This window comes from Streptomyces sp. NPDC007095 (genome assembly GCF_040634475.1).
Classification (GTDB): Bacteria; Actinomycetota; Actinomycetes; order Streptomycetales; family Streptomycetaceae; genus Streptomyces.
The window spans coordinates 2,870-18,688 of sequence record NZ_JBEYFS010000099.1 but is presented as its reverse complement, the minus strand read 5'-3'; the positions used below and the strand labels follow the sequence as shown (position 1 = coordinate 18,688).

10 protein-coding genes are annotated in these 15,819 nt (G+C 71.2%); 7 read left to right on the top strand and 3 right to left on the bottom strand.

Going from position 1 to position 15,819, the window contains the following annotated elements:
- Positions 1–23 precede the first annotated feature (23 nt).
- Complete coding sequence (locus tag ABZ656_RS29865) at positions 24–260, top strand: DUF6191 domain-containing protein (RefSeq protein ID WP_101400832.1); 237 nt, start codon at positions 24–26, stop codon at positions 258–260.
- A 10-nt stretch (positions 261–270) separates the two neighbouring features.
- Here the strand turns inward: ABZ656_RS29865 and ABZ656_RS29860 are convergent, their stop codons facing one another.
- Both ABZ656_RS29860 and ABZ656_RS29855 read right to left on the bottom strand, forming a co-directional pair.
- Positions 271–1,476, bottom strand: a complete 1,206-nt coding sequence (locus tag ABZ656_RS29860; RefSeq protein WP_101400833.1) for a PQQ-dependent sugar dehydrogenase — start codon at positions 1,474–1,476, stop codon at positions 271–273.
- 60 nt (positions 1,477–1,536) lie between these two features.
- The gene (locus ABZ656_RS29855; RefSeq protein ID WP_101400834.1) at positions 1,537–2,544 is read right to left on the bottom strand and encodes an aldo/keto reductase; all 1,008 of its coding nucleotides are present in this window, start codon (positions 2,542–2,544) and stop codon (positions 1,537–1,539) included.
- A gap of 76 nt (positions 2,545–2,620) precedes the next feature.
- Here ABZ656_RS29855 and ABZ656_RS29850 point away from each other — a divergent pair, with 76 nt between their 5' ends.
- The 6 genes from ABZ656_RS29850 to serA all read left to right on the top strand — a co-directional run bounded on the left by ABZ656_RS29850 (position 2,621) and on the right by serA (position 12,577).
- Positions 2,621–3,562, top strand: coding sequence for a 2-hydroxyacid dehydrogenase (locus ABZ656_RS29850; RefSeq protein ID WP_360271658.1), 942 nt, complete (start codon positions 2,621–2,623; stop codon positions 3,560–3,562).
- Between the two features lie 380 nt (positions 3,563–3,942).
- Positions 3,943–6,963, top strand: a complete 3,021-nt coding sequence (locus ABZ656_RS29845) for an EAL domain-containing protein (protein ID WP_360271655.1) — start codon at positions 3,943–3,945, stop codon at positions 6,961–6,963.
- Between the two features lie 226 nt (positions 6,964–7,189).
- Positions 7,190–9,046 (top strand): acetolactate synthase large subunit, encoded by a 1,857-nt coding sequence (locus ABZ656_RS29840; RefSeq protein WP_101400836.1) that lies wholly within the window; start codon positions 7,190–7,192, stop codon positions 9,044–9,046.
- Positions 9,047–9,073: 27 nt separating this feature from the next.
- The gene (gene ilvN, locus ABZ656_RS29835; RefSeq protein WP_054234575.1) at positions 9,074–9,604 is read left to right on the top strand and encodes an acetolactate synthase small subunit; all 531 of its coding nucleotides are present in this window, start codon (positions 9,074–9,076) and stop codon (positions 9,602–9,604) included.
- Positions 9,605–9,721: 117 nt separating this feature from the next.
- Complete coding sequence (gene ilvC, locus ABZ656_RS29830; RefSeq protein WP_101400837.1) at positions 9,722–10,720, top strand: ketol-acid reductoisomerase; 999 nt, start codon at positions 9,722–9,724, stop codon at positions 10,718–10,720.
- Positions 10,721–10,987: 267 nt separating this feature from the next.
- Positions 10,988–12,577 (top strand): phosphoglycerate dehydrogenase, encoded by a 1,590-nt coding sequence (gene serA, locus ABZ656_RS29825; protein WP_101400838.1) that lies wholly within the window; start codon positions 10,988–10,990, stop codon positions 12,575–12,577.
- Positions 12,578–12,646: 69 nt separating this feature from the next.
- On the opposite strand, the gene ABZ656_RS29820 is transcribed toward serA, so the two are convergent.
- Positions 12,647–15,622, bottom strand: a complete 2,976-nt coding sequence (locus ABZ656_RS29820) for an AAA family ATPase (RefSeq protein ID WP_360271689.1) — start codon at positions 15,620–15,622, stop codon at positions 12,647–12,649.
- Between the last annotated feature and the right edge of the window lie 197 nt (positions 15,623–15,819).

Here is a 15,819-nt window from a genome sequence, read left to right as displayed (position 1 = left end):
GGACCCGGGCCGAGGGAGGCGCCGTGTTCAACATGTTCGAGGAGCTCTTCGCACCAGGCCGCAAGCACACCAACGACGAACGCAAGCGACTCGAACTGAGCCGCGTGGACCTGAACGACGGTGACCCGGGCCGCGGCCCCATAGACCTGGCCTCCGGCAAGGTGGTCGTACGGCTGCCCAGGCAGGAGCGAGACCAGGAGCAGGAGGACGGGCAGGACGACACGGGGGAGGAGCCCGTGCCGGAACCGGACGAGTCCTGAGGCCGGACGCCTACTTCACCTCCAGCTCCAGAATCCTGTCGTCGCCCTTCCCGGGGCTGCCTCGGCCGTCCGTCTCACTCGTCACGAGCCAGAGCTTGTCGCCGCCGGCCGGGACCACCGTGCGCAGCCGGCCGTACTCGCCCTTCAGGAAGGCCTGCGGGGCGGCGGCGGCCTCCGTGCCCTTCAACGGGATGCGCCACAGCCGTTGGCCGCGCAGCCCCGCCATCCAGATGGAGCCCTCGGCATAGGCGATACCGCTCGGGGAGGCCTGGTCCGTGTGCCACTGGGCGACCGGATTGTGGTACTTGGGGTTGTCGCTCCTGCCCTCGACCACCGGCCAGCCGTAGTTGTCGCCCGGCTTGATCTGGTTCAGCTCGTCCCAGGTGTCCTGGCCGAACTCGGAGGCCCACAGCCGCTGCTTGTCGTCCCAGGCGAGGCCCTGCACATTGCGATGGCCGTACGAGTAGACCACCGAGTTGTCGAAGGGGTTGCCGGGCGCGGGATCGCCGTCCGGTGTCATCCGCAGGATCTTGCCGCCCAGCGCCTCCGTGTCCTGGGCCTGCCCCCGGTCACCCGTCTCGCCCGCCCCCGCGTACAGCATCCGGTCCGGACCGAAGGCGATCCGGCCACCGTTGTGGATCATCCCCTTGGGGATGCCCTTGAAGATCGTGTCCGGCGCCCCGAGCTGCTCTCCGGACGGCTTCTTCTCGTCGTACAGCATGCGGACGATGCGGTTGTCCGAGGCCGTCGTGAAGTACGCGTAGATCATGTGGTCGGAGGCGTACGCGGGGGAGAGCGCGATGCCGAGGAGGCCGCCCTCGCCGGCGGGGGCCACGCCGGGCACCTGGCCCAGCTCGGTCTTCCTGCCCGTCTTCTCGTCGACCCGCGTGATCGTCCCCTCGTCCCGCGAGGACACCAGCAGGCCGCCCTCCGGCAGCGGCGCCAGGCCCCAGGGCGACTTGAGGTCCTCGGTGACGGTGCGCACCACCTTCACCGAGCCCTTGGCGGGCGCGGCCGTCTCGGTGGCCCGCGGGGCGGACGACGCCCCCGTTCCCGTACCGCTCGACGACGGGCTCAGGCCGCCGATCGGCGACCCTCCTCCGCCACCGGAGGAACAGCCGGCCGTCACCACCAGCGCTGCCGCGGCCAACACGGCCTTCATCACTCGACGTTGCACGATCAGAGGTCCCTTCGACGCGGCGGTCCTACTGTTCATACACCGCGCGAGTCCCAGGGGTTCCCGAACCCGGACACCAGGTCCCTCCGGAGCGGGGCCTCAGTCCCAGGACCCCCGTGCCCCCGGCAGCGCCGCCACCTCCGCCAGGTCCTCCGCCGTCAGCCGCAGCCCGGCCGCGCCCGCGTTCTCCGTGACCCACCGCTCCCGCTTGGCGCCCGGCACCGGGACCACGTGCCGCCCCTGTGCCAGCACCCAGGCCAGCGCCACCTGCGCCGGCGTGACCGCGTTCCCGAGGTGGCCGTGGCGCCGGGCGATGCGCCGCAGCCCGACGACGATGGACTGGTTCGCGGCCATCATCTCGGCCGTGAAGCGGGGGTGGCGGGCGCGCAGGTCATCGGGCTCGAACCCCTCGCCGGGGGTGAGCGTGCCGGTCAGGAAGCCGTTGCCGAGGGGCATCGCCGCCAGGAAGCCCACCCCGCGCGCCGCACACCACGGCAGCAGCGAGTCCAGCGCCTCCGTCGACCACACCGACAGCTCCGCCTCCACCGCGCTCACCGGGAAGACCTGCTGCACCCGCTCCAGTTGCCGGATCGTTCCGTCGTGCAGCCGCGCCCCGGAGCGACGGGCGGACCGGGCGCCCACCGCGCACAGCCCGAGCGAGCGCACCTTTCCGGCCGACACCAGGTCGGCCATCGCGCCCCACGTCTCCTCGACCGGAATCTCCGGGTCCGCGCGGTGCAGCTGGTACAGGTCGATCACATCGGTCTGGAGGCGGCGCAGCGACGCGTCGCACGCCCGCTTCACATAGCCGGGGCGCCCATTGGCCACGATGTGCTGCTCGCCCGCCAGCAGTCCCACCTTCGTCGACACGAAGGCCTCGGAGCGCCGCTCCTTCAGCACCCTCCCCACCAGCAGCTCGTTGGTGAAGGGCCCGTACATGTCGGCCGTGTCGAGCAGTGTCGACCCCCGGTCGAGCGCCGCGTGCACCGCGCGCAGCGACTCCTCGCCACGCTGTCGCGAACAGGTGTACGCCCAGCTCATCGGCATGCACCCGAGCCCGATCGCCCCCACATCGAGCGTTGCCGCGCCGATCGTCCTGCGCTCCACCTGGCCCTGACCCTCCTTCTTCCGGCACCCCAACCTAACCTCTGCGCGACCGGGCACCTGGCATAGCCTCCTGACCATGACTTCCGATGTGTGGCTTCCCTTTCACGCCGACGAGATCGAGGGCCTCCCCGAGGGCCTGAGCTACCGCTTCTGGGACGGCGACCAGGAGTTTCCCGCGGATCCCGCCGACTGCGAGTTCTACGTCGTCCCCTATATGAAGGCGCTCGGCGTAGGGCAGCGGCCGCTGGCCGAAATGACCTCCCTGCGGGTCGTGCAGACGCTCTCCGCCGGGGTCGACCACGTCCTGCAGGGCGTGCAGTCCCTGCCCCCGGGTGTGCAGTTGTGCAACGCCCGTGGAGTGCACGAGGCGAGCACCGCCGAGCTCGCGCTCACGCTGATCCTCGCCTCGCTGCGGGGCGTCCCCGACTTCGTACGGGCGCAGGACAAGGGGGAATGGCACTCCGGATTCCATCCGGCGCTGGCCGACAAGTCCGTACTGATCGTGGGCTACGGCTCGATCGGGTCCGCGATCGAGGACCGGCTCACGCCCTTCGAAGTGGCGCGGGTGGCGCGCGTCGCGCGCTCCGAGCGCACCACGGCGCGCGGTCCGGTGCACCCACTCACGGAACTGCCCGCACTGCTCCCTGAGGCCGACGTCGTGGTGCTCTCCACGCCCCTCACCGACAGCACACGGGGCTTGGTGAACGCCGAGTTCCTGGCCCGGATGAAGGACGGCGCGCTGCTGGTGAACGTCGCCCGCGGGCCGGTCGTCGACACCAAGGCGCTGCTCGCCGAGCTGGACAGCGGACGCCTCACCGCGGCCCTCGACGTCACCGATCCGGAGCCGCTGCCCCAGGGACATCCCTTGTGGCAGGCGCCCGGCGTGCTCATCAGCCCCCATGTCGGCGGCCCCACCTCCGCGTTCCTGCCGCGCGCCAAGCGGCTTCTGACCGCGCAGTTGAATCGTTTCGTGAACCAGGAACCCCTGGGCAACGTGGTCCTTACGACGGGCGCGTAGCGAACTTCGGGCACCCTCCGCAGTCCTGCGAATGCGGACGGTGTCCGTGCCGCCGCTGATCGTCACGGAGCGTAGAGGAACTATGTCCCTGAGTGACGAGACTGGTGTATCGTCCCGACAGGGGCTGCGCCGCGCACCGTTCGGCGCCGGGGATGGACATTCGGACTGCGAGGGGGGCGACGGGCGATGTACGGCCTATGGACCAACGATCCGACGCGGCGGGGCCGCCGACGACCCTGGCGCGCGGCCACGCGCAGACGCGGCCACGGCGGCCATGGCGGTCACGGTGGCCATCACCACCGCAGGCACAGCGGCCGCAGAAGGCATGCGCACCCAGCGCACACGGGCCGGCGGGACCCCGTGCGGACCGGGTGGGCCCGGTGAGCTCCCCCGGGGCGCTGCTGTCCCGGCGGCCGTTGTGCGGCGGTGGGGCGGGCCTGATTCCGCAACTCGTGCTGGCCCTGGTATGCGCGGGATACGCCTTCGGTTCCGCGCTCGGCTGGGGCTCCGTGACCCTCGCGCTGTTCATGGGCGACTTCGGGCTGAGCGCCGCCGCGGGCACCGCCGCGGTCTCCTGCTTCCTCTACGCCCGCAGCCGCCGCAGCCGCTTTCGACCCGCGTGGCTGCTGTTCGCGCTCTCCTCCACCATGGCCGCGCTGGGCAACGGAGTCTGGGGGTGGTACGAGGTCGTCCTCGACCGCCAGGTCCCGAGTCCCAGCTACGCCGATCTCTTCTTCCTCTGTTTCGCTCCGCCCGCCATCGTAGGACTGCTCGTGCTAGCCAAGAGGCCTGTGACCAAGGCGGGTTGGGTCTGCCTGGCGCTCGACTCCTGGCTGATCGGCGGTTCCCTGCTCACGCTGTCCTGGAGCCTCGCGCTCGCCCAGGCGGCGAAGTTCGACGGGCCGAGCGTCGCGCACACCGCGCTCTCGCTGGCGTACCCGCTGCTGGACATCGCCCTGGTCAGCATGGTGCTCGCGCTGCACTTCAAGCGCTCGTCGGTGAACCGCTCGGCGGTGAACACCGCGATCGGCGCGCTCGCCCTGACCGTGATGTGCGACGCCCTGTTCACCTCGCCCCTCCTGCACAACAGCTACCACTCCGGGCAGCTCCTCGACGCGGGCTGGTTCGCCGGGTCCCTGCTCCTCGCGTACGCCCCGTGGGTCGGTCCCCGGCCCGGGCAGCCGACCGCCGACAGTCACAGCACGGACGAGCCCCGTAGGGACGGGCACGCACGCGTGGTGCACGAGCACATCCCCGGGTCCCGCCAGGGCGGACCCGGGATCACCGAGGGAACTCAGGGAGCTCAAGAGTCTCAGGGAGCTCAAGAGCCTCAGGGGCCTCAGGACGCAGGGCACAACCGGTACCCGGCCACCCGCCCGATCGCAGGATCACTGGCCGCGCTCACGCCCTACCTGGCCGCCGCCGTGTGCACGCTGGGCATTCTCTACAACGTCCTGAACGGCCGCAGCGTCGACCGCGTCGTGCTCATCACCGCCGGGCTCGTCGTACTCGCCCTCGTGGTGCGCCAGGGCATCATGCTGCTCGACAACATCACCCTCACCCAGGAGCTGGCCCAGCAGGAGAACCACTTCCGCTCCCTGGTGCAGGGCTCCAGCGACGTCATCATGATCGCCGCACCGAACGGCATCCTGCGGTACGTCAGCCCGGCCGCCGCCGGGGTCTACGGCCGCAACGCGGAGGAACTCGTCGGCTCCGAGCTCGCCTCCCTCATCCACCCCGAGGACCTCGGCTGTGTGGTGCACGAGGTGCGCCGCTTCCTGGCCGCCAGTCACCTGGAGGAGCCCACCACCCGCATCGAGTGCCGCTTCAAGTCCGGCGACGGCGGCTGGCTCAATGTGGAGTCCACCGTCAACCGACACCACGGCGGCCTCATCTTCAACAGCCGTGATGTGACCGAGCGGGTCCGGCTCCAGGCGCAGCTCCAGCACAACGCCGAACACGATCCGCTCACCGACCTGCCCAACCGCGCGCTGTTCACCCGGCGCGTCCAGCAGGCGCTGTCCGGCCGCCGCTCCACCGACCGCGGCGCCGCACTTCGCGGCACGGCCGTGCTCTTCATCGACCTCGACGGCTTCAAAGCCGTCAACGACACGATCGGGCACCAGGCCGGCGACGAGCTCCTCGTCCAGGCCGCCCGCAGACTCCAGGACTCGGTGCGGCAGGGCGACACCGCCGCCCGCCTCGGCGGCGACGAGTTCGCGGCGCTCATCGTCGGCGACGGCAGCCGCGACCGGGGCGCGCGCGAACAGCAGATCCTGGAGCTCGCCGACCGGCTGCGGATCAAGCTCTCCCAGCCGTACTCCATCGGCGGCAACGATGTCCGCGTCGCCGCGTCCATCGGCGTCGGCTTCGCCGAACCGGGCCTGGGGGCGGGCGAGTTGCTGCGCAACGCCGACCTCGCGATGTACCGGGCCAAGGCGGCCGGAAAGGGCCGCGTCGAGCTGTACGCGCCCCAGATGCAGCAGGACGTCGTACGGAAGGCGGAGCTGGCCACCCGGCTGCGCTCCGCGCTCCAGGACGGCGAGTTCGCACTGCTCCACCAGCCCGTGGTCTGCCTCGGGAACGGCCGGATCGTGACGGTCACCGCCCAGGCCCGCTGGCGTTCCTCCCAGGGTGTCCTCTTCACGCCGACGGAGTTCCTGCGCGTCGCCGAGGACAGCGACAAGACCGCCGAGCTGGGCCGATGGATGCTCGAGGAGGCGGTCGAGCAGGCCGCCGAGCGGGCCGCCGCGGGTGTCGCGGTGCCCGTCGCCGTGCGGATGAGCGCCCGGCGTCTGCTGGACCGCTCGATGCCTCTCGGCTCCGTGGAGGCTCTGCTGACCCGGCACGGGCTCGCCTCCGGCTCCCTGATCGTCGAGCTGGCCGACACCGACCCCCGGGTCTCCCTGGACGAGCTGGAGCGGCGGCTGAACGCGCTGCGGCGGCTCGGCGTCCGGGTCGCCCTGGACGGATTCGGCAGCGGCTACGCGGCCATCACGACGCTCAGGAGGCTGCCCGTCGACGTGCTGAAGCTCGACCGGGGTCTCGTCGAGGGTGTCGTCGAGTCCGCCCGGCTGCACAAGATCACCAGCGGGCTGCTGCGGATCGCCACCGACCTGGGGCTGCAGTCCGTGGCCGACGGTGTGGACCTGCCCGAGCAGGTCGTCGCCCTGCGCGCGATGGGCTGCACGCACGGACAGGGCATGGCCTTCTCCGGCCCGCTCGACGAGTACCGGCTGCGCAGAGTGCTGTCCTGTGGCCACTACCCGGTGCCGCACGGTCCGGCCGAGCCCGCGTTCGCGGGCGGCGGCGCGGGGGTGTATACGAGTGGTGTGCCCGCAGTTCTCGGGGGCGGTACGGCCCTCCGCTCACATAATGAGACTCCCGTCCCACCCACTTGACAGTCGGTGCGTGCCGGGGGGAGGGTCAATGCCATGCGCACCCGAATTCTCGTACTTGGAAAGCGCGTCGGCTGAAGCTGGTGACCACCGGACGGACCCGGAACACCCAGCGACCGCACCCGGCGCGCTCCCCTCGCTTGCCTCACGGCACGAGGGGTTTTTTGTTGCACAGGCACCAGTCGTACACCGCACAAAACTCGCAAAAACCCTCAGCATCGAGAAGAGAATGCCGATGACCGAGCAGGCCACCGGGGCCCATCACCCGCAGCCGCGGCCCCGTTCCGGAGGACAGCAGTCCGCCCCCGAGCACGTCACGGGAGCGCAGTCCCTCATCCGCTCGCTTGAGGAGGTCGGGGCCGAGACGGTATTCGGCATTCCCGGCGGCGCGATCCTTCCGGCGTACGACCCGCTGATGGACTCCAGGCGTGTGCGGCACGTGCTCGTGCGGCACGAGCAGGGCGCGGGACACGCGGCCACCGGTTACGCGCAGGCCACCGGCAAGGTCGGCGTCTGCATGGCGACCAGCGGCCCGGGTGCCACCAACCTGGTGACGCCGATCGCGGACGCGCACATGGACTCGGTGCCGCTCGTGGCGATCACCGGGCAGGTCGCGTCCAAGGCGATCGGCACGGACGCCTTCCAGGAGGCGGACATCGTCGGCATCACCATGCCGATCACCAAGCACAACTTCCTGGTGACCAAGGCCGAGGACATCCCGAGGACGATCGCGGAGGCCTTCCACATCGCCTCCACCGGCCGCCCGGGCCCCGTCCTCGTCGACATCGCCAAGGACGCCCTCCAGGCGCAGACCACCTTCCAGTGGCCGCCCACCCAGGACCTGCCCGGCTACCGCCCGGTGACCAAGCCGCACGCCAAGCAGATCCGCGAGGCCGCCAAGCTGATCACCCAGGCCAAGCGGCCCGTCCTCTACGTCGGCGGCGGCGTCCTCAAGGCCAAGGCCACCGCCGAGCTGAAGGTCCTCGCAGAACTCACCGGAGCGCCCGTCACCACCACCCTGATGGCGCTCGGCGCATTCCCCGACAGCCACCCGCTGCACGTGGGAATGCCGGGCATGCACGGTGCGGTCACCGCCGTCACCGCGCTGCAGAAGGCCGACCTGATCGTCGCCCTCGGAGCCCGCTTCGACGACCGCGTCACCGGCAAGCTGGACAGCTTCGCCCCGTACGCCAAGATCGTCCACGCCGACATCGACCCGGCCGAGATCGGCAAGAACCGCGCCGCGGACGTGCCGATCGTCGGTGACGCCCGCGAGGTCATCGCCGACCTGGTCCAGGCCGTGCAGAAGGAGCACAGCGAGGGCCACGCAGGCGACTACACCGCCTGGTGGAAGGACCTCAACCGCTGGCGCGAGACGTACCCGCTGGGCTACGAGCAGCCGGACAACGGCTCCCTGTCGCCGCAGCAGGTCATCGAGCGCATCGGACAGCTCGCGCCCGAGGGCACCATCTTCGCGGCGGGCGTCGGCCAGCACCAGATGTGGGCCGCGCACTACGTCCAGTACGAGCAGCCCGCGACCTGGCTGAACTCCGGCGGCGCCGGAACGATGGGCTACGCGGTTCCGGCCGCGATGGGCGCCAAGGCCGGTCAGCCGGACAGGACGGTCTGGGCGATCGACGGTGACGGCTGCTTCCAGATGACGAATCAGGAGCTCACCACCTGCGCCCTGAACAACATCCCGATCAAGGTCGCCATCATCAACAACGGCGCCCTCGGGATGGTCCGCCAGTGGCAGACCCTCTTCTACAACCAGCGCTACTCCAACACCGTGCTGCACTCCGGCCCGGACGCGGACGGCAAGCAGCCGAGCGCCGGCACCCGCGTCCCCGACTTCGTCAAGCTGTCGGAGGCCATGGGCTGCTACGCGATCCGCTGCGAGTCCCCCGATGACCTCGACAAGGTCATCGCGGAGGCGAACTCGATCAACGACCGCCCCGTCGTGGTCGACTTCATCGTGCACGAGGACGCCATGGTGTGGCCGATGGTCGCCGCCGGCACCTCGAACGACGAGATCATGGCCGCCCGGGACGTCCGCCCCGACTTCGGCGACAACGAAGACGACTGAGACCGAGAGAGAGCCGAGTCCACCACCATGAGCACCAAGCACACCCTCTCCGTCCTCGTCGAGAACAAGCCGGGTGTCCTCGCCCGGATCACCGCCCTGTTCTCCCGCCGCGGCTTCAACATCGACTCGCTCGCCGTCGGCGTCACCGAGCACCCCGACATCTCGCGCATCACCATCGTGGTGAACGTGATCGAGGCGCTGCCGCTCGAACAGGTCACCAAGCAGCTCAACAAGCTCGTCAACGTGCTGAAGATCGTCGAGCTGGAACCCGGCTCGGCGGTGCAGCGCGAACTCGTTCTGGTGAAGGTGCGCGCGGACAACGAGACGCGCTCCCAGATCGTCGAGATCGTCCAGCTGTTCCGCGCCAAGACCGTGGACGTCTCTCCGGAGGCCGTCACCATCGAGGCCACCGGCGGCAGCGACAAGCTGGAGGCCATGCTCAAGATGCTGGAGCCGTTCGGCATCAAGGAGCTCGTCCAGTCCGGCACGATCGCGATCGGACGCGGGGCGCGTTCGATCACGGACCGCTCGCTGCGCGCGCTCGACCGATCAGCCTGATCCTTGGTAGGGGCGGTCGGTGGGTCCACCGACCGCCCGCATACCGAGACCCGAAAACTTCCCTTCCCCCGCCCGCCGTACGGTGGGACGCAACACCGCACACCAAGGAGAACCCCAGTGGCCGAGCTGTTCTACGACGACGACGCCGACCTGTCCATCATCCAGGGCCGCAAGGTCGCGGTCATCGGCTACGGCAGCCAGGGCCACGCCCACGCGCTGTCGCTGCGTGACTCGGGTGTGGACGTCCGCGTCGGTCTGCACGAGGGCTCCAAGTCCAAGGCCAAGGCCGAGGAGCAGGGCCTGCGCGTGGTGACGCCGTCGGAGGCCGCGGCCGAGGCCGACGTCATCATGATCCTGGTGCCGGACCCGATCCAGGCCCAGGTCTACGAGGAGTCCATCAAGGACAACCTGAAGGACGGCGACGCGCTGTTCTTCGGCCACGGTCTGAACATCCGCTTCGGCTTCATCAAGCCCCCGGCCGGCATCGACGTGTGCATGGTCGCCCCCAAGGGCCCGGGCCACCTGGTGCGCCGCCAGTACGAGGAGGGTCGCGGCGTTCCCTGCATCGCGGCCGTCGAGCAGGACTCCACGGGCAGCGCCTTCCCGCTCGCCCTCTCCTACGCCAAGGGCATCGGCGGCACCCGCGCGGGCGTCATCAAGACGACCTTCACGGAGGAGACCGAGACCGACCTGTTCGGTGAGCAGGCCGTTCTCTGCGGTGGCACCGCGGCGCTGGTCAAGGCGGGCTTCGAGACGCTGACCGAGGCCGGCTACCAGCCGGAGATCGCGTACTTCGAGTGCCTCCACGAGCTGAAGCTCATCGTCGACCTCATGTACGAGGGCGGTCTGGAGAAGATGCGCTGGTCGGTCTCCGAGACCGCCGAGTGGGGCGACTACGTCACCGGCCCGCGGATCATCACGGACGCCACCAAGGCCGAGATGAAGAAGGTCCTCGCGGAGATCCAGGACGGCACCTTCGCCAGGAACTGGATGGAGGAGTACCACTCCGGCCTGAAGAAGTACAACGAGTACAAGACGCAGGACGAGAACAGCCTCCTGGAGACCACCGGCAAGGAGCTCCGCAAGCTCATGTCGTGGGTCAACGACGAGGCGTAAGCCGTACGGCCGAAGGGGCCGGAGCATCCGCTCCGGCCCCTTCGGCCAACCCTGGGTAACGCCCGTGAGCGCGACGTTGTCCACCCCGTCCAGCCACGGACGGGTGATCCTTCCACGGAGGCGCAAGAAGGCCCCCGTAGCGGCACTACACTGCTGCACAACATACGCGTCAGGCCCACAGCGTCGTGCGTCTTCCACGCGGCTAGCAACCCTCCACCGCATGCGGCCGTCGGGACGGCCGTCCGCATTGGACTTGTGAGGACTCACGTGAGCTCGAAACCTGTCGTACTCATCGCTGAAGAGCTGTCGCCCGCGACCGTCGACGCCCTGGGCCCGGACTTCGAGATCCGGCACGCGAACGGCGCGGACCGCGCCGAGCTGCTGCCCGCGATCGCCGACGTCGACGCGATCCTGATCCGTTCGGCCACCAAAGTCGACGCGGAGGCCGTTGCCGCCGCGAAGAAGCTCAAGGTCGTCGCACGAGCCGGCGTCGGCCTGGACAACGTCGACGTCTCCGCCGCCACCAAGGCCGGCGTGATGGTCGTCAACGCCCCCACCTCGAACATCGTGACCGCGGCCGAGCTGGCCTGCGGCCTCCTGCTCGCCACCGCGCGTCACATTCCGCAGGCCAACTCCGCGCTGAAGAACGGCGAGTGGAAGCGCTCGAAGTACACCGGCGTCGAGCTCGCCGAGAAGACCCTCGGTGTCGTCGGCCTCGGTCGCATCGGCGCGCTGGTCGCCCAGCGCATGTCCGCGTTCGGCATGAAGGTCGTCGCCTACGACCCCTACGTCCAGCCTGCCCGGGCCGCGCAGATGGGCGTCAAGGTCCTTTCCCTCGACGAGCTGCTCGAGGTCTCGGACTTCATCACCGTGCACCTGCCCAAGACCCCCGAGACGGTCGGTCTCATCGGCGACGAGGCGCTGCACAAGGTCAAGCCGTCGGTGCGGATCGTCAACGCCGCGCGCGGCGGGATCGTCGACGAGGAGGCGCTGTTCTCGGCGCTCAAGGAGGGCCGCGTCGCCGGCGCAGGCCTCGACGTGTACGCGAAGGAGCCCTGCACGGACTCCCCGCTCTTCGAGCTCGACCAGGTCGTCTGCACCCCGCACCTCGGCGCCTCCACGGACGAGGCGCAGGAGAAGGCCGGTGTCTCCGTCGCCCGCTCGGTGCGCCTCGCCCTCGCCGGTGAGCTCGTCCCGGACGCGGTGAACGTGCAGGGTGGTGTCATCGCCGAGGACGTCAAGCCCGGTCTGCCGCTCGCCGAGAAGCTCGGCCGCATCTTCACCGCCCTCGCGGGCGAGGTCGCGGTCCGCCTCGACGTCGAGGTGTACGGCGAGATCACCCAGCACGACGTCAAGGTGCTCGAACTCTCCGCGCTCAAGGGCGTGTTCGAGGACGTCGTCGACGAGACGGTGTCGTACGTCAACGCCCCGCTGTTCGCGCAGGAGCGCGGCGTCGAGGTCCGTCTGACCACGAGCTCGGAGTCCCCCGACCACCGCAACGTGGTCACCGTGCGCGGCACGCTCGGCGACGGCCAGGAGGTCTCGGTCTCCGGCACGCTGGCCGGCCCCAAGCACCTGCAGAAGATCGTCGCCGTCGGCGAGTACGACGTGGACCTCGCGCTCGCCGACCACATGGTCGTGCTGAGCTACGAGGACCGTCCCGGCGTCGTCGGCACCGTCGGCCGTATCTTCGGCGAGGCGGGCATCAACATCGCGGGCATGCAGGTCGCGCGTGCCGCCGCGGGCGGCGAGGCCCTCGCGGTCCTCACCGTCGACGACACGGTCCCGCAGAACGTGCTGGGCGAGGTGGCCGAGGAGATCGGCGCCACCTCGGCGCGCTCGGTGAACCTCGTCTGACATTCGCAGTACGCGGGCTGGGGCCCGGTCACCTGGGGTGACCGGGCCCCGGTCGTGCGCGGGGGTCGGTCATGCGCGAGGGTTCCGGGGCGGCTCGACCAGCCCCTCCCGGTAGGCGATGGCCACGGCCTCGGTGCGGCCCGCGGCGCCCAGCTTGGCGAGGATGTTGGAGACGTGCACGCTCGCCGTCTTCCCCGTGATGAACAGCTCCTCGCCGATCTGACGGTTGGTGCGGCCACGCGCCAGCAGCCTCAGGACGTCGCTCTCGCGGGCGGTCAGCGCCGGGACACGGTCCGCGGCGGACGGTGAGTCGGCGAGACGACCGCGCCGGATCAGGGTGTCCAGCTCCTCGCGCAGCGGTACGGCGCCGAGCCGGACGGCGGTGTCGCGCGCCGCGCGGGCCCGCTCGGCTGCCTCCTCCCGACGGTCCGCCACGAGCAGCGCCTCGGCCAGCCGCCTTTCGCATCGGGCCAGTTCATAGGGATCGCCGTAGTCGAACGCGGCGACCGCCTTCTCCCAGGCGGCCACATCGGGACCCGAGTGCGCGCGCAGCCACTCCGCCTCGGCGCGGGCGAGCCAGGCAAGCCCCTCCGGTCCCTGGCGCGACCCGTCCTCCCCTTTGGCGGCCGTACTCCGGGCCACCTCCACCAGCTCGGTCGCGATGTCCGTCCAGCGTCGGGCGCCCGCTTCGTCGCCGGTCAGACGCAGTTCGACGGCGGTGTCCGCGACCGCCGCCAGAGCCAGCGCCGCGAGCCGCACACCGATGTCGGGCCGCTCGCTGCCGGAGCCGTCGCTGAGTGCCCCGAGCGTCGAACGCACGGAGGCGACGGCGCCCTCGGGGTCGCCGCGCAGGGCGGCGGCGTCGGTCAGCACGATGCCCGCGACGAGCGTGGCCATCCAGTCGAACGGCCCGTCGAGCAGCGTGCGGGCCCGCTCGGCGGGCCCCTCCTGGCCGCGCGCCAGGGCGACGTACAACGCGGGGCCGACGGCGAAGCCGCCCGCCGGTGGCAGCCGTTCGGCGTCGGCGGCGGCCGCCCGCGCGCACTCGTCCCAGCGGCCCAGGGTGTAGAGGATCAGGGACTGGAGGTAGCGCAGCTCCAGCGCGTACGGGGAGGAGACGAGCCCGGAGCGGTTCGCCCGCTCGAGTCCTTCGGCGAGCCAGGCCAGGCACTCGTCCAGGACCCCGGACTCGTAGGCCCCGATGGCGAGGTTGAAGAGGGCGCGCATCTCGACGGAGACATTGCCGGCGCGTCGGGCCAGGTCACGGGCCTGCCGAAGCCGCTCCCGGCCCTCGGCCGTACGCCGGTTGTGGTCTTCAAGACCGACCAGGGAGATGATCAGGTCGGCCTGGGCGTCGGCGAGCCGGAGCTCCTCGGCGGTGCGCAGCGCCTGCCGGGCGACGCGCTCGGCGTCCTCGTCGTGGCCCATGTACCGCGCGGCCATGACATGGGTGGCCGCCGCCCACACCCAGGTGTGCGACGGGGGCTCGGCCGGGATCATGGCCAGGGCCTCGCTGCTGTAGGTGAAGGCGGCCTGCAGACTGTCGACGCGCATCAGATTGCCCGCGAGGGTGTAGCGGACGCGGGCGGCGAGCTCCGAGTCCGCGTCCGACCCCGCTCTGGCCAGTGCGGCGCGGGTGAGGGAGACCGCCCGGTGGGTCTCCCCGGCGTGCGCGGCGGCAGCGGAGGCGCGCAGGGTGAGCGTGACCGGGTCGCCGTCCCGGGGGCGGGCGCCGGGGTCCACCGCGGGCCACAGTTCGAGCGCGGCCTCCACGTGGCGCAGCTCCTCGGCGGGCGCGCCGACCCGCTGGGCGTGGTCGGCGGCTTCCAGCGAGGCGGTCAGCGCGTCCGCGAGATCATGGCTCTCCCGCGAGTGGTGGGCGCGCTCGGCCGCGCTCTGTGCCGTGTGACCGCGCCCGGCGAGGAGTTTGGCGAACGCGCCGTGCAGCCGGACCCGCTCGCCGGGCAGCAGATCGGCGTAGACGGCCTCACGGGCGAGGGCATGCCGGAAGGAGTACGTGGCGTCGTCGCCGGGGACCAGCAGCTGCCGTCCTACGGCCTCCCGCAGCGCCGACTCCAGCTCGTCCTCGGGCAGTTGTACGGCGTCACGCAGCAGGTCGTGCTCGACGCGCCGCCCGGCGACCGCGGCCGTGCGCAGCACCTGCTGGGCGGTGTCGGAGAGTTGCTCGATCCGGATGAGGAGGAGGTCGGCGAGGCCGCTCGGCATGGCGGGCGCCACCGGGTCGAGGTCGCCCGGCAGCGCGGCGAGCAGCTCCTCCGCGTAGAAGGCGTTGCCCTCGGCGCGGTCGACGATGCGGCGGACGGTGGTGTCGGAGAGGGCGTCCGTCCGCAGGGCGCGCACCAGGCGGGCCACTTCGGCGTCGGCCATCGGGCGCAGTTCGAGTCGGTCCACGGAGGGCAGGCGGGCCAGCTCGGCGAGCAGGGGGCGCAGGGGGTGGCGGCGGTGCAGGTCGTCCGCGCGGTACGAGGCGAAGAGGGCGAGGCGGTGGGTGGGGGAGCCGGGGGTGGGATTCTGCAGGACGCCCCGGCTGAGGAGGAAGCGCAGGAGGTCCCTCGATGACTGGTCGGCCCAGTGGAGGTCTTCGAGGACCAGGAGGAGGGGGGTGATGTCGGCGGCGTCCGCCAGCAGGCCGGCCACGCCCTCGAAGAGCCGCAGCCGGCTGCCGGTGTCCGTGTCCGTCCCGCTGCCGGCGCCCAGCAGGCGGTCGACCGCCGGGTGCGCCGCGAGGGCGGCGGCGAACCGCTCGTCCCCGCCGAGCACGCCGAGGATCTCCGTGAACGGAAGATAGGGCAGGCCCACGTCGCCGAGGTCCACGCAGTGGCCGGTGAGTACCGTCATGCCGGTGCGCGTGGCGTGTGCGGCGGCCTCCGTCAGGACGCGGGTCTTGCCGACGCCGGCGTCTCCGGAGAGCACGACGGCGCGGGGGCTGCCGTCGCGGGCGCGGTCCAGCACGCCGGTGAGCCGGGCGAGTTCGCCGTCCCGGCCGATGAACGGCGTACCGAATGTCTGTGCCACGCCGCCCATCCTGACACGCCCCACCGACAACGCACCGCCATCGTTCTCGCCCCCGCCGCCATCCCCGGGGGGCTCTGCCCCCGACCCCCCTCATCGGCCTGACCGGCCTCGTCCTCAATCGCCGGACCGGCTGGATGGCGTGGGCCGGGGCCGGGGCCTTCAGGGGTGCGGGGAACTGCGCGATCAGCCCTCATCGGCCTGCAGGC

Coding starts and splice junctions, on each gene's coding strand:
- ABZ656_RS29860 (WP_101400833.1), bottom strand. CDS start 1,476: ATGAACAGTAGGACCGCCGCGTCGAAGGGACCTCTGATCGTGCAACGT.
- ABZ656_RS29850 (WP_360271658.1), top strand. CDS start 2,621: ATGACTTCCGATGTGTGGCTTCCCTTTCACGCCGACGAGATCGAGGGC.
- ABZ656_RS29840 (WP_101400836.1), top strand. CDS start 7,190: ATGCCGATGACCGAGCAGGCCACCGGGGCCCATCACCCGCAGCCGCGG.
- ilvN (WP_054234575.1), top strand. CDS start 9,074: ATGAGCACCAAGCACACCCTCTCCGTCCTCGTCGAGAACAAGCCGGGT.
- ABZ656_RS29820 (WP_360271689.1), bottom strand. CDS start 15,622: ATGGGCGGCGTGGCACAGACATTCGGTACGCCGTTCATCGGCCGGGAC.